Below are 18377 nucleotides of genomic sequence, written 5' to 3'. Positions count from 1 at the left end.
TTGCGGTCCTTGGATTCCTCGATCGGTTCCTAAAAGTTCGTCAGATACTAACCGATGGGCAGGTACTAATTGCCCCAAAGCATCTTTACCCCAAACAGAAATTTGAGTTTCATTCTCTGCTGGTCCGCTAGTGGTAAAAACGAATTCAAATGCGTCTACATTTGCAAAGAAATTCCTCGTTATAACCGCATTTGGTCCCACTACCACTAATTGTTGTACATATAATGTTCTGCTGCCATTTAAAATAAAACCCTCGATCAAAACAATAGAAGAATTTATAGAATCTCGGTTATCCATTTTTACTGTGACTAGTTGGGTGGGTCTGACTCCTAGAACAGGATCGTTTGCAATAGGTCCAGTAGATAATACTGCCATTTGGATACTCCCTCCTTTCTAGTAAAATCAAGCTTTTTTTGTGAACAAGATACTTTCTCAAGACCCTGCTCCCTCTATTTTATGTCTCAACCATTTGTTACGATTGTGATTCTATCTCTGTACATATGTTGAGTTTTAAGACTTTAATTGCTCATCCGCAACAATGCGCTGAACATCAATGATTTCACCACTCCCGTTTCTTCCCCACACTGAAATATCAGTACTTTCTTCTGCAGGACCGCTTGTGGTAAAAACGAATTCATATGCGTCGAAGTTCGCTACATAATTTTTCGTAGTAACTGCATTGGGGGCTAATACTATTTCTTCTAGTACATACAATGTTCGTAAACTGTTTAAAAAGTATCCCTGAATTAAAGTAGTTGAAGAATTGACTAAATCGCGGTTAATTATTTTTACGGTAACCTGTTGGATCGGCCTGACCCCACTAACAGGACTATTCTCAATAGGTCCAGTTGATAATACTGCCATTAAGTTGATGTCTCCTTTACTATTTATTAACTACAAATCCATATAATTATATAAAAATACTATATATTGAACTTGGAAAATCTATAGTTGGGTTCGATCCTAAACATGGGATTATTTAGATTTAAATCCACTATATTATTTTATAGTTCAATCTATATAGAACAGAATAGGGATTACTGTAGCTTCATTTATCATATTAATAATCTGTTACACATGACTGTTTGTTTGCCTATTAAAATTAAAATAGATATCTACTCATTCAATCCATTCAATCCATTCAATCCATTCAATCAAGCCTTATTAAATTCTGAGGATATTAAAGGTAGTGACCGAGCTTTAAGTAACTTATTAAAGCTGATTCATCAATATCATTTCCAACCATAAAAAAGGAAAAAAGGCACCCCAGAAAAAAAGGCGCCTTTATCCTTGTAGATCAATTTCAAATAAACTCCATTCTCTTGCAATCACGTTTACACAGAAACAGTGAAGTTATAATAGTTTTTTCACAAATGCCACTTGCACCAACAGTTCATGCTACAACACTCTAGCAGATTTATTTCTTAGTTTCTCAAATTGTTCCAACCTTTGCTTCTCATCCCATAAATAATGAAATCCCCATCTATTTGCTATGTCCCCTTCTCGCAGCCCTTGTTTTAAAGCCGAGAAACGTGAATTTATATAGTCAAATCCCAAGTATTTATAATGTAACAATAAAACATCATTATTGGATGGCTTTATGACGTTCCCTGTAGGTGAAGCAGTATGCCTGCCAGGACTGAAATTTATTTCTTGTATCGCATTTGGATTAAATATTTGAGGCTTATCGTACGTTTGACTTCTTACACCATTCCTTACCGTTTCATGTAATGGTTGATCGCTACTCGGAAAAAAATCAGAAACCATCTCATAACCATCAGGGACAATCAATGTTACCCCTTTAGAGGTGCATTCTTGCAGATATGCTCTAAGGTTAGGGTGATAGAAATGTTCATCTGCGTCACACACAATAACCCAGTCTGCCCTTCCTCTGCTTCCTTTCCAAAATTGATTGAATTTATCTTGTGCTGATTTCACAAGAGAATTACCTTCTATTTCGAATCTATCTATAACAACTTTGGGATTTTCCCTTAACATGGATACAGAATTATCAGTTGAGCCATTATCGAAAATATAGTATTGATCCGCTATATTATCATAGTGCTTTAAAAAAAACGGGAGCATTTTTTCTTCATTCCAGCATAAAGCATATACATGTATTATCACGTGTTCTTCCCCTTTCACACTCAAAGCTTATGGATCGACTTGCTTGATAATATATGCAATTTATATTTGTAGGGTTCAAGTCGTGGAAGACGAGCTTTTCGATAAGCGAGTATGTGAAAGATGATAAACATAATGCTGAATTGCCGGATTAATCATTCTGATCGTAGCTATTATGGGAATCATTTTACCTCATTTGAAAATGTCGTCTTGAGTGTCAAACCTCCCCCGTTCGCCCCTGACACTCACGATATTGACTGGGCGTATACCCTGAATACTCCTTAAATTTCCGATAAAAAAAGCCCAGACTTTCGTATCCCACCTCGTATGCTATTTCGCTAATATTCTGGTTTGTATGGCGAAGTAGCGTCTCTGCGTACAGCATACGTTGGGTTTGAACAAGCTCCCGAAAGGTTTTGCCTGTCTGCTCTTTTAACAATTTCCCCAGATAATTAGTATTAAAATTAAATGCCGCCCCCAATTGGGGTAGCGTGCAATCCCGATAATGCTGCTCAATGTATTGCAAAATATCAATAATTGTTTTCACATAGGCTGCGCTGCCTCGGATGTTTCTCCCCACGTAACCAGACCATGCTTTTCCATCAATACCAATTCTGCTTGCGGATGATCGAGTACAACTTGGACAATCATCACCTCCCACCGCATACCGACGAATGGTGGTCTTTTATCGATTGGCATGAGCAGTTGGATAAGCAAATCCCTTCTCAAGCCATACTTATTTACACGTTAAAACGGGCCTTTCGATTGGCTAAACAGGTTGATCCTGACAAGCTTCCGTTCCTGAACCAGCGGTTGGAGGACGTTACGACCGCAACACTGGCCCAACTATGGGATGAAAAGCAAGGCTTCTTCGTCAGCGGTCCCAACCGCCAAATTTCGTGGGCCGGACAAATCTGGATGGCTTTGGCCGAGGTGCTGGATGCAGAGCAAAACGCAGCTCTCATTCAACGCTTGCTATCCGAGCAACCGGATATCGGCCTGACGACACCGTATATGCATCACTATTTGGTCGAAGCTTTGCTGATCACTCGTAAGTATAAGCTTTAAAATGCAATAAGGCCGTGCCAGAATCGGGTTGTGAGAACCTTTTTCGGCACGGCCTTACTATTTGATTAACTACTCGTCTGTTCGCATCACTTGGGCAAGCAGCTCATACGACCGCAGGCGCGCTTGATGATCATATATATGAGAAGTTGTAATCAGCTCATTGGCTCTCGTCTGATTCATTATAAAATCAAGCTTTTGCTTGACCGTATCAGGGCTACCGATTGCAGAATACCCCAACATATTGCCGCGAACCGCCTCCCTCTCCTGCTCACTCCAGAGCTTTTCCATGTCATCAACTGGTGGCTTTAGTTTCCCGCTCTGCCCGCGTATCACATTGAGGAATTGCTGTTCTTGTGAAGTGAAAAGCCACTGTGCCTCCTCATCAGAATCTGCAACAACCACATTGACGCCGACCATCACATACGGCTTATCCAGTGCCTTCGATGGACGGAAATTGCGATGATACAGTTCCAGAGCCTGTAGCAAATGAGCCGGGGCAAAGTGACTGGCAAACGCGAACGGCAACCCAAGCTGACCTGCCAACTGTGCGCTGAATCCGCTTGATCCCAGCAGCCAGATCGGTATATCCAGCCCTTCTCCCGGAACCGCCCGTACACCCGGAACTCCCCCTTTTAGCGCTGGATTGAAATAGGAACGCAGCTCATTTAATTGCTCCGGGAAATCTTCACCAGTGCTGTGCAGCCCTCGCCGTAGCGCCCTCATGGCAGGCTGATCTGTGCCTGGAGCCCTACCCAGTCCCAGATCAATCCGTCCCGGATACAGTGACTCTAACGTTCCGAACTGCTCTGCAATCATGAGCGGAGCATGATTAGCCAGCATGATGCCGCCTGAACCTACCCGAATCTTGTTGGTATGCGCAGCTACGTGCCCGATAACCAGTGAAGTAGCCGCGCTGGCCACCGCCTGCATGTTATGATGTTCCGCCAGCCAGTACCGGTGATATCCCCATTGCTCGGCATGCTGGGCAAGAGCAACGGTATCACGGAAGGAATCGGCAGGAGTGCCGCCCTCAATGACGGGTGCAAGGTCTAGTATAGATAGTGCAACGTTCCGAATAGTCATTTTTCAATGAACCTCCCTGTATTTGTATCGCTGGTGAAATGCTATATCACTGATGAAGTAAACGCCTGTCCCATTTCCTTCACCATCACATATAATCAGTAAAATAGCTGCACTGTCAGAGTATCGTTTTACGATTCCCCTCACCGCTTTAATTATTTGATATATCAATTGATATGTCAAATATAATAATGTGTCCCGTTATGAATTGCAAATGAATTAAATTTTTAATTTTTTTGAGAAATAGTTTACTTTTACGAAAAGCTCCTCTATCATTTACTTATATGGATAATCATTATCCACATTAGCCTGATTACAGATTTTGAATGTATAGAGGTGATGCTAATGCATATGAAAACAGGCGTCGAACAATCTGTCTACGCCCTCCTGCTACTCGCGATGCTGCCAGACAAAGCGGTTTTGCCAGGAGAGGCCATCAGCCAACAATTAGGTGCTTCGCCCACTTATTTTCATAAGCTGTTGCGAAAATTGGTCAGTTCTGATTTGATTACTTCTGTTCCCGGGATCAAAGGCGGGTTTAAATTAAAGAAAAAACCTGAGGATATTCGGGTATTTGATATTTATCTTGCGATCGAAGGACAACAGACACTCTATTCTTCCAGCGGTATTTACAACGACATGCTTGAATTAAAGGAAGAAGATCAGTGCTGCCTGCTGACAAATTTGATGGAAGAGGCAGAAGCGTCCTGGAAGGCAGTTCTGAAAAGGGAAACCATCGCATCATTATCCGCTGACTTTTATAAAGCAGGTTATGCTGCCAAAATTACTTCTTTGGAGAACTGGATTCAGGAAAAAATGGTTTTGTAAAGAATTTGAAATCACAGAAAGGATCATGAACATGAACGATTATTTAGTAAAAGCTCTTGCCTACAATAACCAGGTCCGGGCTTACGCCGTCAGAACGACGGGGACGGTAAGTGAAGCACAACGGCGTCATCATACCTGGCCCACGGCATCGGCTGCATTGGGACGCTCCATGACGGTCGGCGTCATGCTCGGGGCCATGCTTAAAGATGAGGATAAACTGACGATCAGGATTAACGGTGGCGGCCCCATTGGCACTATTCTTGTCGATACCAATGCCAAAGGGGAAGTTAGAGGTTATGTAAAAAATCCGCAAACCCATTTCGACCTTAATCATATAGGGAAATTAGATGTCGCCAGAGCAGTTGGAACAGATGGAGCGCTGATTGTATCCAAGGATATCGGATTAAAGCAGCCTTTTGTCGGACAAGTCCCTCTTATATCAGGTGAGCTGGGTGAGGACTTCACCTCATATCTGGTCCAATCCGAACAAATTCCTTCTTCTGTTGGAGCCGGGGTGATTGTCAATCCTGACAACTCTATTCAGGCGGCTGGCGGATTTATTATTCAGCTAATGCCGGGTACGCAGGAGGAGGTAATCAGTTTTATTGAGAGGCGCCTTGAGGCCATCCCGAGTATTTCCTCTATGGTCATGCAAGGACTGACGCCGGAGCAGATACTTGGACAGATTTTGGGAGAAGACAATATTAAAGTATTGGAAACCATGCCTGTGCAATTCCATTGCTCCTGCTCTGAGGAACGAGTTTCTAATGCCATTATCAGCTTAGGTAGTGAGGAAATCGCAGATATGATCCATACCGATGGACAGGCCGAAGCACATTGCCATTTTTGCAACGAGCATTATCATCTAACCAAAAAAGATCTCGAAGGCATGCTAGAAACGGCTATTTCATAATTGCAACAAGTCTATCCTGCAACATCGGTGCCTTGCTTCGCAGTGCCGGTACTAACCAAGGAAGAGACTAATCCTTGCTAAGCAAAATCTCCTAATAAGAGCTGTCCCCAAGGTAGTTTTAGCTACTAAGGGACAGCTCTTTTCCTTTCATTCGAGCCTTGTTGTCAATGTCAAGCCTCATCCACCCACCCCTGACACTCACGATATTGACTGGGCGTATAGCCTGTATAGCCTGAGTACTCCTTAAATTTCCGATAAAAAAAGCCCAGGCCTTCGTATCCCACCCCATACGCTATTTCGCTGATGCTGTGGTTCGTATGGCGAAGTAGCGTCTCCGCGTGCAGCATCCGTTGGGTTTGGACAAGCTCCCGAAAGGTTTTGCCTGTCTGCTCTTTAAGCAAATTCCCCAGATAATTAGCGTTAAAGCTAAACCCCACCCCCAATTGGGGTAGCGTGCAATCCCGATAATGCTGCTCAATGTATTGCAAAATATCAATAATGCTCGCTTTACCCGGCTTATGATCCAGCTCAAAATTCATATCCAGCTGATACACCCGCATCAGCTCGGTAAGCAGTAAAGGCACATAATGATTTGGCATCTGCTAAGCATAAACCTGGGGGGATAGAAATTCACACAGCATATTTTTAAAAATATACTGTACATTCTCATGCTGCTGGGAATGAAATAAAATATAACGGTTATGTCGTCAGTCCCGGGCTAACGCGTTAGCCAGAAAATCAGTCACAATACCCGTATTACTGAACCGTCCAAAAAAGTGGTTGAGAACGCTTCCATTTTCATAATCAAATTAACCAAAATATCATTTTCCCCAAGCGCGTAAATGCTGTGCGGAACATTCGTATCCAAAATACATATCTGCCCCTGCTCCAGCCTAATTTCCCTGCCGTCAATAACCTGCCTGCATTCCCCGGAATACATATAATTCATTTCAATAAAATCATGATTGTGTAAGGGCATGTCCACAAAACGATGGTGCTTGCTGATATAAATGGAACCACTATCAAAAAAATATTTGCCCTGCATTCGAAGAATCTCATGTCCTATTTCGCTTTCGGTAATATGAAGCCCTAGGGGTTCTAAATCGTTCACATTTTTCCCGGTGCGAATCTGTATTTCCTCTACAGCATTCAGGCTTCTGGGAAATTCATCCAATTGATGGTGGTTCATCGTTTTCCCTCCTGCTCTCTCCCAGATGTCATGCGATGAGATTGACAATAAACAAAAAAAGTCCCCCTGCGTCAATGCGTTGCATGTAAAAAAAAAATACTCCTAAAAAGGAGCTTGTGCGGAATGTACGTACTCAGGATCAGGGTATCCAAAAAGGATCTGACGGGTAAAAAAGCAGGACGCGGCGCCAAGGATGGCAAAATCTTTATCCACACTATACCGGACACCTGACACGCGTGCAATGTCTACTTTTCCAACCGGACATTCAAAAGCTGATCGTATCCGAATTGCTGGCGCGTAAACTCCTCCTTGCGCTGTTTTTCCAAAGCTTTCCCCCCCAATTCCCACGCTTCCTCCGGCTTCACTACAAATACACCATCGTCATCACCCAAAATGAGATCACCCGGATGTACGCTGACCCCAAACAGGCTAATCGGCGTATTCACCTCTCCCTCCAGTTCCAGTGTACGTGTAGTCAAGGCACTAACCCCTTTGGAAAAGACGGGAAATTGCAGCTGGTTCAAGACACTAACATCTGTGACACAACCGGAAACAATCACTCCAGCCAGTTGTTTTTTCATCGCCACATAAGCTCTGAATTCTCCCCAACAGGCTCTGGCATCATCACCCGACATATCGACAACAAGCACATCACCCGCTTGTGCCAATTCCAGTGCATGACGCACAGCGGTGGAGTCCAGATGGGGAAGCCTCACCGTAATTGCATTCCCCAGCAAACGAATGGGACGAAACAACGGCAGCGCCCCCTGCATACATCCAAAATCCGTGAAATGCCCAAGGGTAGAAGCACTAACATGCTGATAAAGCTCCAACAGCTCCTTCGTTACACCCTGTACCCGTGGTTGAATCCGAAACATACAAACCAGCTCCTTTCGTGATATAACCAAACTCACATTATGCATCTAGGAATCAAAGCAGGCGGAATGGCGCTTAGGCAAAATTTTCAGCTCACTATAGCCTAAGCATCGTAGCTCATACTTAGCTTGTACAATGTATCTTCGGACAAGTAGGGCAATAGCTGCCCTTTTCCTTCATCTGATAAAAATAGCAGCAGGTTTTGCGAACACGTACAGCTTTCACAGCCGCAGTGGGCGCAGCGGTTACCGATGTGGTTACAGGTATGGCCGCTCTCTCTGTACGGGGAGAGCCAAAATACCGAGCCAGCGGATTTTGCCGTTCACCAAACAAGTGAGCCGGAGCTTCACAGGTCAAATATTTAAAATCCTCTTCCGTACGCAACCGATCCCCGTTATTGAGCTCCTGCCGGATACGGTTTTCATATAGCGCATAAACATAGATGGCGGCGTTTTCCCATAATATCGTCCTTGGAATGGAAGCAACAGCGGACACAGATCGCCACACCGGGACCAAATGCTCTGCAAATACATGCCGGATGACGTGATCACGCCAAGCATGACGCTGCTCTAGACCGCTGTCTCCCCCATCCTCACCCTTCTTTCCGCTGTCATATTCCGTAACGAGCAGTCTGTTCAAATGCAACCTTGGAAGCCAGGTATCCTTGACAATAGCAGATTGAATCACACAATCGGCAATCTCGACTTCCAGCATCTTGTTATACACCGACATGGCATACAGAGCCGGGGACACGATCAAAAAACCGTACCGCTTCGCCAAAACAGAGGCCGTTACCTTGCGTGAAGAAAAATCATGTAGCCCTGCCAGCCGATCCAGATACATGGCGCATTGAGTTGCATCCAGCAAATCGACCACAGGTAGATCATACCGTCCGATTGGAGCTTGTTCACCACTGCTGTATATTCGCAATTTTTCCGTCAGATACGACCATTCCGCAGGCTCAAACGAAGACCCTTTGGCGTACAGCATCCATTTTCCTCCCCTTTCCATGAGGAATAAACATCGGTGTTCCGTACAAAGGATCAGGAATGACTTGGCAGCGCAGTTGGAATACCTTCTCCACCGTCTCTGCGGTCATGATTTCTTCCGGCTTTCCCTGCGCGTAAATGCGCTTATCGTATACCGCAACCATATGGTGCGCATAGCGACAAGCCAGATTCAGATCATGCAGCACCATGACAATGGTCCTCCCTTCTCGTTCATTCAGATCAAACAGAAGGTCCAAAATCTCAATTTGATGCGTCATGTCCAAATAGGTCGTCGGCTCATCCAGTAAGATCATATCCGTCCCCTGTGCCAAAGTCATGGAAATCCATGCTCGTTGACGCTGCCCGCCGGATAAGGAATCTACCGGACGATCTGCAAAAGTATCCAATTGCGTCGCTTGCAGCGCGTTTTGTACCTGTGCTTCATCCTCTGCCGACCACTGCTTCAGCCAGCTCTGATGTGGATATCTGCCCTGCTTGACCAACTGATACACTGTCAGTCCTTCCGGCGCTGACGGTCCCTGCGGCAAAATGGACAGCCTTTTGGCAATCTGCTTGGAGGGTAACTGGGCAATAGCCTGTCCATCCAGCAGCACCGCTCCCGCCGCAGGCTTCAATAGCCGCGCCATGGCACGCAAAATCGTCGATTTTCCACAGCCATTGCTGCCTACCAGCACCGTAATCTTTCCCTCCGGAATTTGCAGGTCCAGCTCTTGAATGACCGGGTCTGTCCCGTAGTTAATCATCAGGTCCTTTACCTCTAAACCCATGCAGCTTCCCTCCCTTTTATAAACTGCGAACTTAAGATCTTGTATATTCCATTTAAAAAAGAAAAACACCCATAAGTATTCAAAAAAATTCCAGCTCGGCTTTAATGCCGATTTCGGCGCTGGAGCAGCAAATACAGGAAAAACGGTGCGCCCACCCCTGCTGTAAAAATGCCTGCGGGAATATCAATCGGATAAAAAGCCGTACGGGCCAGCAAGTCGGCGAGATACACCAGCAATCCCCCTACCAGTGCTGACACCAGCGTCAGGCTACCCATAGAGCGGCCTACCCATCTGCGCGCAATATGCGGCGCGATTAAACCCACAAAACCAATTGCTCCCGCAACTGCTACGGCAGTTCCAGCAAGAATCACACTGAGCAGCAGCAACATCACACGATGCCGCTGCACCTCCACTCCCAAGCCGGTAGCCACATCATCCCCCAACTCCTGTGTGTTGAGGCTGCGTGAAAAATAGAGAACCAAAGGTGTGCAGATCACAACAGCGATCAGCATCGTATATACGTTATTCCATGATGCTCCATACACGCTGCCCGTCAGCCAAATATAAGCCTTGCCGGCTGTAAAGGACGAGCTCATGACCAGCATCAGCGTCGTAATCGAGCTCATGGCAGAAGCCAAACCAATCCCCACCAGCACCAGCCGGATTGGCGTCACTCCGTCCTTCCAGGCCAATATATACACAAGCAGCGATACGACCAGCGCTCCAGCGACAGCCGCCACAGGCAGCCATTGAATGCTCAAAACAGCTCCCCCGTAAGCAATGAATGTAACTGCCGCTACGGATGCTCCGCCTGTAATCCCGAGAATATCCGGGGATGCCAGCGGATTACGGATAATGCCCTGAAGCACCGCTCCCGCGATGCCCAGAGCCGCACCAACCAGCACTCCCGTAAGCGCTCGCGGAAACCGCAGCCTGTACAGAATAAAATCATAATCGCCTGAGCCACGCCCCCATATCGCTCGAAGCACTTCCCAAGGGTGCACATACGTATCTCCCCAGCCTACACTTATCACGCCAATGATCAGTAGCGCCAAGGCCAGTCCGCCCATGATCCATAGTGCTTTCTTTTCCAGCTGGATATGAAACCTGCCGCTCCTGCTGCGCAGCGTCACATAATGCTTCACATTCATGCCGTCTCTGCCAGTCCCATGCTTCAAATTCACACGCTTCATTTCCACGCCACCCCTTTACGGGCAATGTAGACGAAAAAGGGAACCCCGATCAAAGCTGTAATGACGCCAATCGGAATTTCCTGCGGCGAAATCAGCACTCTGGCTGCGGTATCCGCCGACACCAATAGCAAAGCACCCAGTACCGCCGAAAAAGGGGTAATCCAGCGGTAATCCGCACCAACCAAAGCACGCGCCACATGCGGAATGATCAGACCGACAAAGCCAATCGCCCCCGCAATAGCAACAGAGCATCCAGCCAGCACTACAATAATCAGGCCCATCACGCATTTTACCCATAAGATATTTTGCCCCAAGCCCTTCGCTACATCTTCCCCGGTCACAAGCAGATTCACCGCTCTCCCCATAAACATCGCCGAGATCCCAGCCACTAGCATAAAAGGAAATAAAGGCTGTAGCATCTCCAGCGAACGTCCGCTGACAGAGCCTGCCATCCAGAACAACACATTTTGCATCCCCGTTTCATTCATCACCAAAATAATTTGGATCATCGACATAAACAAAGCGTGAATGGCAGAGCCGGACAATACAATCTTGACTGGCGTCAAACCATCCCTGCCTAATGATCCGATGACGTACACCAGAACAGCCGCCAGTCCTGCGCCGATCAAGGCAAAGCCCATCAGAGACATCATGGACTCGACCGAAAACGCAACCGCTGCGATAGATACGAAGAACAAAGCACCCGCATTGATACCGAACGTACTGGGCGAACCCAACGGGTTGCGGGTAAGTGCCTGCATGAAGGCTCCTGCCATCGCCAAGCTCGCGCCTACAACAGCAGCAATAACCGTGCGCGGCAAACGTTCGGTATATATCAGCACATGCTCTACATTTTGAGCATCATAATGAAATAAGGAAGAAATCATAAAATTTGGATTAATTAGCGTTCTACCCATCAGTAGGCCAAGAGATAAAGCTCCTGTCAACAAAATCAGGCATACACCAAGTCCAGTCCATTTTCTTAAATTTGTCGTTAGCATCGTTGCATAGCCTCACTCTTCCAACAGCCTGGTACAACATAAAAGAAGGATGAGAGATATAACCCCTCACCCCTCTGCTATATTTCCGTTGTTCTTATTGTCATGTAGGTTTATGATTTCAGATCATAAATTCTATAAAGATCATCCAGCATCCGATTCGCGCTCAGATAACCTCCAGCCAAATTCCAGTTCACTTCGTCGACCTTAAAAATGCTATTTTTCTTGTATGCATCAAGGTTTTTCCATAGAGGATGACGGGTCCAGGCTTCAACATTTTTTTCAATCGCAGCCTGATCCTTACCGGAGTTAAATACGAACAATGTATCTGCATTCATATCGGGTATGCTTTCCTTGCTGTTGACTTTAACTCCCCACTGATCCCCTTCTTGTGCAGGAGGGCGGGTGAAGCCCAACTCTTTCAGAATTTTCCCGGCATAGCCCATATAATAAATACGTGCATGGTCCGCGCGGAAATTAACAATGGAGGCCTTGATCGGCAGACGGTCACCCATTTTCGTCCTGAAATCCGCTACACGCCGATCCCAATCCGCCAGCAATTGTGTTCCTTTGTCCTCCTGATTCAACACTTGTCCGATCAGTTTTACGGTTTCCTTCCACTCATATACTTCGTTGACGGCCACGGTAGGGGCAATTTCCGATAATTGCTGGTACGTCGCCTCGTTACGGAATCGGGTTGCAATGATGACATCCGGTTTCAGGTTATAAATCTCCTCCAGGCTCGGCTGTGTTTCCAACCCGACCGTGGGAATCCCTGCGAGATCCTTTTTTAAATAGTCATACACGGGCTCCGTTCCATGGGACTCCACAATCCCCACAGGCTTTATACCATAGGCGATCATAACATCGTTGGCTCCGTTATACAGTGTTACGACCCGCTTGGGTGTCCCCTTAATCTCGGTTTTACCCAACACATGCTCAATGGTACGCACCGAATCGGTTGAAGCCGCTCCCTGTGTATCCGTCGTTCCTTTATCCGTTCCAGTCGCTCCACTGGAATCCGCACTCTTACCCGCGCCTCCAGTGCCACAGCCTGATAAAAGCAGCAATACAACTATGAGCGCAATCCATATACTCCCCTTGCCTGAAGCTCGAAACATTTCTCTATTCCCCCTATTTAGATCGCCAATAATGATATTGATTCTCATTATTAATTATAGGGAGGGGAGCCATGATGAACATGGACGTTAGCGTCCTTTATTTGGACGAATCAGACAATAACAACGTGACTGTTTTGTCCAATAACAGGTCGTGAGACAATGAAGTATAGCATGTATACAGATGTCGGCTATCGCACATATAGTGTACGGCTCCGCTTTGTACCGCCTTCAGTTTCTGCCATTCAAGGGAGCGCCACAGAGCCAGACATTCCTGCTGAATCGTCTGTTCTTCACAGGCATTTCCATAGTGGCGGAAACAGGTCAATATGATGCGGTCCGCGTCATATTCAGCCAGATCGTCCACCGTCACCTCACGGTAATGGGCAATATCCTCCACTCCCGCAGGCATAGACAGCTTTAAATCCCCGTATAGCACCGTTCCCACATTCCGCTGTCCGTACACACACATTTTCTGGTTCCCCACTCCCAAGATTAGCACCGTCTCCCCACCGAGCTTTTGCCTGACCTTTCGGGAAATCGTTTCTGCTTTCGTTTCATATCGCTCCAGCCATTCCACCGCTTCCGCATCCTTGCCGACTATCCGGGCAATCGACTGAAAATGAGTACGCCAGTTTTGGAAAAAGGGTACGGTGACGGTGGGCGCAATCTGCTCGTACATTTTTTCCTTTTTGGACTTCTCAAAATCCCTGAACTCACAGGTTAAAATCAGATCCGGTCGGGCTGACATCAGCCTCTCCAGATCGGGCTGTACCTCACCCACCGAAATGGTATTGCGGAAGCCTTCGGTGACAGGATAAGCCTTGTTGATGACCGCCGCGTACGGCTCAATACCCAATGCAACCAAATGTCCGGTTAACAGATGCTTGAGCGAAGCGATTTTATCCGAATACCGGATTGTATTCACATAAGCTGAGGGAGAGCGTCCAGTCGCGGCTTTAAACTTGCGGCTAAAATAGAACTCATCGCTAAATCCGGCACCGTGAGCAATAGAACGAAAGGAATCACGAGTGAGCACAAGCGCCTGCTTCGCATGATTAATACGAATGTCCGTCAAATATTCCATCGGGCTTTTGCCAATCAATTTTTTGAACATACGCGAATAATAATCAGCGCTCATCCCTGCCAGCTCCGCCAGCTTGTCCCGCGTAATATCGGAAGCATAGTGCTGCTCCATATAATGGAGGGTCAACGTCACCGCCTGCTGCACATCGAGCTTCTGATCACGGCTCGTATGCTGGAACAAGGACATCAGCATTTCCTGAAATACAATGTTGGCCTTCATTTGGTCCCACACGCTATTACAATGATGCTTCCTCTTGATCTCCTCGACCATATCCATTACAAAACGAAAGTGGGAAATGATCCATTCATGTGGTCCAAGCGCTGGTGCGGGTATGTAACGGTCCGGCTCCCCGGACGGCTGTAATGCAAGAAAACGAATAATATAATAATCAACCGGAGCGCCGGACAGCATATGGAGCTTCAAGACTGCGCCGGGAGCGAGCATAAAGCCCTTTTGACGGTAAAGAGGATACGTCATTCCATCAATCGCTATATCCCCTTCGCCTTCATTGAACAATAATAAGGTATGAAAAGACGTTTCTTGCCGGGAGGAAGAGCGACCAGAGCACACATGCTGAATATCTTGCAGTTTATAAAGAAATGAAGTAAAAGATTGGTCTTGAGTATTCATTGCTCCCAGCCTTTCTATATATCGAGAATTATTCTCATTTATGTGAGAACTCATTTCATTATATATAGACTGGGTCGGATTTTGCAAAATGGAATTGCGTCAAGCTTATAAACGATCTACATTTTCAGAATGAGCAAGGTTCAAATGATGAAACGGGTTCTGTATACGGCTTTGACCAGATGGCATGCTGCCGGGTACACCGGACTGCTCCAGTAAAGGCTTAACCAGCAGCTTGAGCGGCCAGTCCGACTTTTCAAATAAAATATGCTCGATTTCCTGACGAACGGCAGCCTTGAAAGGCACGTGCTGAATTGCTTCTTCCAATTGATGCCTTAGTACAGACCACAGGGATGGCTCGTCTATGTTATAAACACCGGAAAGAGTATCTATAATGGCGTACAGGTTGACTTGAATACCAAGGGTTTGCAGGTAGAACAGCAATTTCTTCGGTGTTTCATTGTACAGACTGTTGGAATATCCGGGCCGGATTTGGTATTCAGGATCGGCAATCCCCTGCTCTGTCAGCCAGGGCAAATGCAGACGCACCGAGTCATGGTCACGCAGCAAAATGTGCTCGATCTTGCCATTTTTCCAAACCAGCACACAGTTTTGCCCATGGATTTCAGGCATGAGCCCGATCCGATACAAGCGCAGCATGATTTCAAAAAATGTCGAGCATACTTCACCGAACAGTTGTTTTACCGATTCTGCCGTGTCCGGAAGTCCACGCTCAGCGGCCCATTCCCGGAAAAAATGATGCTGGCTTGCGGCCAACGCAGACATGGGGATAAGGCGAACGGCCGGATCATGGATCAATTCATGCGGATAAATACGCGCCATCGCAGCCAGGTGCCGGGGTGGATCATCATACAGGCTGCCATTTTCCGGCATATAGGCCCACCAGGAGCCTTCATCGCATAAAAACAAGCGTTCCTGAAGCTGCGGGTCACGTGTCTTGGCTTGCTGCAACATGGCTTGTCCGCGATCCCCGTTAATCAGCTTCACCGCAGGAAGATAGCGGGATGCCCCCAGCGAAAATACGCCCAACGGGAGCTTCACGTAATTCGGACCGCCCTCCTTGGGAGACAACGAGCGCACAGATGAGGTTGCCTGAAAAGCTCCAGCCTTCACTTCCAGTGGAATCCATACTTTGCCCGCCTGCTCGGTATGCAAATGCTGAGGTAGCATATACGTGAGCTGCCACGGATGCACGGGGATTGCAATATAATCCGCAGCTAATCCGCGTTCCTGCATTTCCTGCTCTACTAGCTGACGCTCGGAAATGGACAGGAGAAGATCGTTCGGCTGCTGTCCATCGTATGGGCGCTGTGTGTCCGATTCGACTGCCGCTGCTACTGTTTCTGTGTCCGCAAAATGAGGCCCTTGTGCGATTCCCACTCCGGTCATCACCGCTTCCTTTCGGAGCGCTATCCAACTCAGTGCAATGTCTTGCCCAAATTCAGCGATATATTGGCGATAGTCGTCCTTGTTCAAGCCTGTTTTGGCCTTGGATGCGGGGTGAAATGGACGATCACGCAGCGAAGAATACTGCTCCAATCGTTGAAAAGCCTCCGAGGGCGATTTCTCCAGTATATTTTCATCCGTCAGTCCGCTATCCAGCGACCATGCGGTCTGTTCAATGGTTTGCTCCAGTAGCTGGACAAACCGTCCCACTCCCTCCTGTTGGCGGTATTCTTCATCCAGACATCTCTCAATCACACGCTGCATCAGCGTTACGGGGTGGAGCAATTCTGCACCAAATCCACCACCCTCTGGCCGCTGCCGAATTTCATACACATCACTCGACTGTAGATAGCGATAGGGTTGAACCACCGCAGCTTGTACGGGAAAAATAAGACTGTGCTGCTTCTCCCGATCCACCCACCAGCGGTAAAGGCTAATAGAACGGCCGTTTGGAGAGGTTTCCCCCTTTGGCTCAGCAATAGATTCAGGATCGGCAAAAGCAAATAGCTCGCCTAATTCGGGATGGACAGCAGTATAGTAGCTTTGCCATTGCGAAATAGACAACAGTTCAATATCGGTATGCTCCCAAAATCCTTCCGCCAGTAATATATTGATGAGATCCTGCATGACATGGTTTTCAGCCTGCTTTTTCTTCTGTAAAAGTGTTGTCTCTGCGGATGAAAGTACCGGGGTCGTGCTTGATGTGGATTTCATATGGATTATTCCCTCCTTAAATATTAGTGCTTTATGTTAGCTATATTTCCCTGTAGTCTCTGTAGCCGCTATAGCCTCCGCGCCCGTTGCACGATCCATATAGTAAAAATGCGGATGGGGATGGCTGAGAAAGTCATGATGGGAAATCGTCCAGCCATAGGCTCCCGCAATGTGGAACAGCAGAACATCCCCAATCCGCAAATGCTCTACATACACTTCATGCGCCAGCACATCCTTGGGCGTACAAAGCTCACCCGCGATGGTCACCGCTGTTTGTCGCCGCTCTGTTCGCGGAAAAGGATACTGCCAATCGTCAACAGCAATCACATCAAAAGGCTGGTTGTGCTGCCATGACACTGGCAATCGAAAATGATGCGTTCCCCCGCGAATAATGGCGTAATGCTGGTCATGATTTGTTTTGAGGTCGATCACTTCTGCCGCATAATACCCGCAGTGCGCCACCATATAGCGCCCGGACTCAAAAATGAGCTGGATGCCGGGCATGCGGTATTCCTCCCACACTTGATGTAATTCCTCTATAAAATCATCCCATTCGAACCTGCGCTCCAGATCGGTATACGAAATACCAAAGCCGCCGCCCGCGTTCAGATAGCGGATGGATAGCTCATACTCCTGAATCCAGCCCTGTACACACTGCAAATACGTAGCGACCATTCGTGCATGCAGCCGGGCATCCAGATTATTAGACAGAGAATGCATATGGAAACCCTCCAACTGTACATACGACAGACTTTGGGCCAGTCGGATCGCTTCTGGCACCTGAATTTCGTCGATACCAAACTGAGTGGGCCGACCGGACATCGTGATGCTCGCCTCCGGCAAGGTACGCCGCAAATTAATACGCAGCAAAATAGATACACGCTGTTGTCTGCGTTCCGCGATCCAGCCGATACGCTGCAACTCATGCAAACTTTCGGCATGAATCAGCATCACTTTCCACTCTAGCGCTTCCTCAATTTCGGAGTCCTTTTTCCCCGGACCTCCAAAAATAATCGGCACGTCGGCTGACACTTTGCGAATGGTCCGAATCTCTCCAATAGATGCAGCTTCGAAGCCCTTTACGATGGGGAGCAGGCTGGCGATCAATTGAGGATCAGGATTGGCTTTGACCGCGTAAAACAAACTGCAATCGTCGGGCAAGCTGCTCACACAACGTTGTGCCCGTTCTCTCAGTGCGCCCAGGTCATATATATATGCGCATACTGGCTGCTGCTCTCGCTCCCGTGTTTGCTGGATAAGCTTTTCCACATACGGAACGATCTGTCCTCCAGATAATGCTGTAACAAGCTGACTCATG

At 47.1% G+C, this 18377-nt stretch carries 18 protein-coding genes and 2 pseudogenes; 3 read left to right on the top strand and 17 right to left on the bottom strand.

The window, feature by feature from the left end:
- The 5 genes and pseudogenes from ACWXW9_RS18650 to ACWXW9_RS18630 all read right to left on the bottom strand — a co-directional run.
- A pseudogene (locus tag ACWXW9_RS18650) lies at nt 1-375 on the bottom strand (collagen-like triple helix repeat-containing protein); the annotation flags it as partial.
- A gap of 135 nt (nt 376-510) precedes the next feature.
- The gene (locus ACWXW9_RS18645) at nt 511-864 is read right to left on the bottom strand and encodes a hypothetical protein (RefSeq protein ID WP_494930607.1); all 354 of its coding nucleotides are present in this window, start codon (nt 862-864) and stop codon (nt 511-513) included.
- A 534-nt stretch (nt 865-1398) separates the two neighbouring features.
- Nucleotides 1399-2145 carry a glycosyltransferase family 2 protein gene (locus ACWXW9_RS18640; protein WP_494930606.1) on the bottom strand — a complete coding sequence of 249 codons (747 nt, stop codon included), beginning with the start codon at nt 2143-2145 and terminating at the stop codon, nt 1399-1401.
- A gap of 196 nt (nt 2146-2341) precedes the next feature.
- Nucleotides 2342-2671, bottom strand: a complete 330-nt coding sequence (locus tag ACWXW9_RS18635) for a helix-turn-helix transcriptional regulator (RefSeq protein ID WP_494930605.1) — start codon at nt 2669-2671, stop codon at nt 2342-2344.
- An 8-nt stretch (nt 2672-2679) separates the two neighbouring features.
- Nucleotides 2680-2775 (bottom strand): annotated as a pseudogene (locus ACWXW9_RS18630) (hypothetical protein); the annotation flags it as partial.
- Here ACWXW9_RS18630 and ACWXW9_RS18625 point away from each other — a divergent pair.
- Nucleotides 2764-3192 (top strand): hypothetical protein, encoded by a 429-nt coding sequence (locus tag ACWXW9_RS18625; RefSeq protein ID WP_494930604.1) that lies wholly within the window; start codon nt 2764-2766, stop codon nt 3190-3192. The pseudogene ACWXW9_RS18630 and the gene ACWXW9_RS18625 overlap by 12 nt on opposite strands.
- Nucleotides 3193-3261: 69 nt before the next feature.
- Here ACWXW9_RS18625 and ACWXW9_RS18620 read toward each other — a convergent pair whose 3' ends face one another.
- The gene (locus ACWXW9_RS18620; RefSeq protein ID WP_044647141.1) at nt 3262-4275 is read right to left on the bottom strand and encodes an LLM class flavin-dependent oxidoreductase; all 1014 of its coding nucleotides are present in this window, start codon (nt 4273-4275) and stop codon (nt 3262-3264) included.
- Nucleotides 4276-4617: 342 nt separating this feature from the next.
- Here ACWXW9_RS18620 and ACWXW9_RS18615 point away from each other — a divergent pair, with 342 nt between their 5' ends.
- Both ACWXW9_RS18615 and hslO read left to right on the top strand, forming a co-directional pair.
- Nucleotides 4618-5100 (top strand): RrF2 family transcriptional regulator, encoded by a 483-nt coding sequence (locus tag ACWXW9_RS18615; RefSeq protein ID WP_494930603.1) that lies wholly within the window; start codon nt 4618-4620, stop codon nt 5098-5100.
- Between the two features lie 31 nt (nt 5101-5131).
- Complete coding sequence (gene hslO, locus ACWXW9_RS18610) at nt 5132-6013, top strand: Hsp33 family molecular chaperone HslO (RefSeq protein WP_494930602.1); 882 nt, start codon at nt 5132-5134, stop codon at nt 6011-6013.
- 170 nt (nt 6014-6183) lie between these two features.
- Here hslO and ACWXW9_RS18605 read toward each other — a convergent pair whose 3' ends face one another.
- The 11 genes from ACWXW9_RS18605 to ACWXW9_RS18555 form a co-directional block, all read right to left on the bottom strand.
- Nucleotides 6184-6612 (bottom strand): helix-turn-helix domain-containing protein, encoded by a 429-nt coding sequence (locus ACWXW9_RS18605; protein WP_494930601.1) that lies wholly within the window; start codon nt 6610-6612, stop codon nt 6184-6186.
- A gap of 143 nt (nt 6613-6755) precedes the next feature.
- Nucleotides 6756-7202, bottom strand: coding sequence for an AraC family ligand binding domain-containing protein (locus ACWXW9_RS18600; protein WP_494930600.1), 447 nt, complete (start codon nt 7200-7202; stop codon nt 6756-6758).
- A gap of 245 nt (nt 7203-7447) precedes the next feature.
- The gene (locus ACWXW9_RS18595; RefSeq protein ID WP_494930599.1) at nt 7448-8080 is read right to left on the bottom strand and encodes an RraA family protein; all 633 of its coding nucleotides are present in this window, start codon (nt 8078-8080) and stop codon (nt 7448-7450) included.
- Nucleotides 8081-8201: 121 nt separating this feature from the next.
- Nucleotides 8202-9068, bottom strand: a complete 867-nt coding sequence (locus tag ACWXW9_RS18590) for an IucA/IucC family C-terminal-domain containing protein (protein ID WP_494930598.1) — start codon at nt 9066-9068, stop codon at nt 8202-8204.
- The gene (locus ACWXW9_RS18585; RefSeq protein ID WP_494930597.1) at nt 9040-9855 is read right to left on the bottom strand and encodes an ABC transporter ATP-binding protein; all 816 of its coding nucleotides are present in this window, start codon (nt 9853-9855) and stop codon (nt 9040-9042) included. The genes ACWXW9_RS18590 and ACWXW9_RS18585 overlap by 29 nt, the downstream gene beginning before the upstream one ends.
- A 101-nt stretch (nt 9856-9956) precedes the next feature.
- Nucleotides 9957-11048: a FecCD family ABC transporter permease gene (locus ACWXW9_RS18580; RefSeq protein ID WP_494930596.1), complete on the bottom strand. Its 1092-nt coding sequence runs from the start codon at nt 11046-11048 to the stop codon at nt 9957-9959.
- Nucleotides 11045-12049 carry a FecCD family ABC transporter permease gene (locus ACWXW9_RS18575; RefSeq protein WP_494930595.1) on the bottom strand — a complete coding sequence of 335 codons (1005 nt, stop codon included), beginning with the start codon at nt 12047-12049 and terminating at the stop codon, nt 11045-11047. The genes ACWXW9_RS18580 and ACWXW9_RS18575 overlap by 4 nt, the downstream gene beginning before the upstream one ends.
- A gap of 110 nt (nt 12050-12159) precedes the next feature.
- Nucleotides 12160-13167, bottom strand: a complete 1008-nt coding sequence (locus ACWXW9_RS18570) for an ABC transporter substrate-binding protein (RefSeq protein WP_494930594.1) — start codon at nt 13165-13167, stop codon at nt 12160-12162.
- A gap of 97 nt (nt 13168-13264) precedes the next feature.
- Nucleotides 13265-14881, bottom strand: coding sequence for a helix-turn-helix domain-containing protein (locus ACWXW9_RS18565; RefSeq protein WP_494930593.1), 1617 nt, complete (start codon nt 14879-14881; stop codon nt 13265-13267).
- Nucleotides 14882-14986: 105 nt separating this feature from the next.
- Nucleotides 14987-17059, bottom strand: coding sequence for an IucA/IucC family protein (locus ACWXW9_RS18560; RefSeq protein WP_494930592.1), 2073 nt, complete (start codon nt 17057-17059; stop codon nt 14987-14989).
- 36 nt (nt 17060-17095) lie between these two features.
- The gene (locus ACWXW9_RS18555) at nt 17096-18376 is read right to left on the bottom strand and encodes a type III PLP-dependent enzyme (protein WP_494930591.1); all 1281 of its coding nucleotides are present in this window, start codon (nt 18374-18376) and stop codon (nt 17096-17098) included.
- Nucleotide 18377 lies beyond the last annotated feature (1 nt).

This window comes from Paenibacillus sp. LT-B23 (genome assembly GCF_059417685.1).
The sequence above is the reverse complement of the archived record's forward strand: the minus strand, read 5'-3'. Positions and strand labels throughout refer to the sequence as shown.

What these genes read in the sequence shown, in the direction of transcription:
- ACWXW9_RS18645 (WP_494930607.1), bottom strand. Translation starts at nt 864, where the DNA reads ATGGCAGTATTATCAACTGGACCTATTGAGAATAGTCCTGTTAGTGGG.
- ACWXW9_RS18620 (WP_044647141.1), bottom strand. Translation starts at nt 4,275, where the DNA reads ATGACTATTCGGAACGTTGCACTATCTATACTAGACCTTGCACCCGTC.
- ACWXW9_RS18615 (WP_494930603.1), top strand. Translation starts at nt 4,618, where the DNA reads ATGCATATGAAAACAGGCGTCGAACAATCTGTCTACGCCCTCCTGCTA.
- hslO (WP_494930602.1), top strand. Translation starts at nt 5,132, where the DNA reads ATGAACGATTATTTAGTAAAAGCTCTTGCCTACAATAACCAGGTCCGG.
- ACWXW9_RS18605 (WP_494930601.1), bottom strand. Translation starts at nt 6,612, where the DNA reads ATGCCAAATCATTATGTGCCTTTACTGCTTACCGAGCTGATGCGGGTG.
- ACWXW9_RS18600 (WP_494930600.1), bottom strand. Translation starts at nt 7,202, where the DNA reads ATGAACCACCATCAATTGGATGAATTTCCCAGAAGCCTGAATGCTGTA.
- ACWXW9_RS18595 (WP_494930599.1), bottom strand. Translation starts at nt 8,080, where the DNA reads ATGTTTCGGATTCAACCACGGGTACAGGGTGTAACGAAGGAGCTGTTG.
- ACWXW9_RS18590 (WP_494930598.1), bottom strand. Translation starts at nt 9,068, where the DNA reads ATGCTGTACGCCAAAGGGTCTTCGTTTGAGCCTGCGGAATGGTCGTAT.
- ACWXW9_RS18585 (WP_494930597.1), bottom strand. Translation starts at nt 9,855, where the DNA reads ATGGGTTTAGAGGTAAAGGACCTGATGATTAACTACGGGACAGACCCG.
- ACWXW9_RS18580 (WP_494930596.1), bottom strand. Translation starts at nt 11,048, where the DNA reads ATGAAGCGTGTGAATTTGAAGCATGGGACTGGCAGAGACGGCATGAAT.
- ACWXW9_RS18575 (WP_494930595.1), bottom strand. Translation starts at nt 12,049, where the DNA reads ATGCTAACGACAAATTTAAGAAAATGGACTGGACTTGGTGTATGCCTG.
- ACWXW9_RS18570 (WP_494930594.1), bottom strand. Translation starts at nt 13,167, where the DNA reads ATGTTTCGAGCTTCAGGCAAGGGGAGTATATGGATTGCGCTCATAGTT.
- ACWXW9_RS18565 (WP_494930593.1), bottom strand. Translation starts at nt 14,881, where the DNA reads ATGAATACTCAAGACCAATCTTTTACTTCATTTCTTTATAAACTGCAA.
- ACWXW9_RS18560 (WP_494930592.1), bottom strand. Translation starts at nt 17,059, where the DNA reads ATGAAATCCACATCAAGCACGACCCCGGTACTTTCATCCGCAGAGACA.
- ACWXW9_RS18555 (WP_494930591.1), bottom strand. Translation starts at nt 18,376, where the DNA reads ATGAGTCAGCTTGTTACAGCATTATCTGGAGGACAGATCGTTCCGTAT.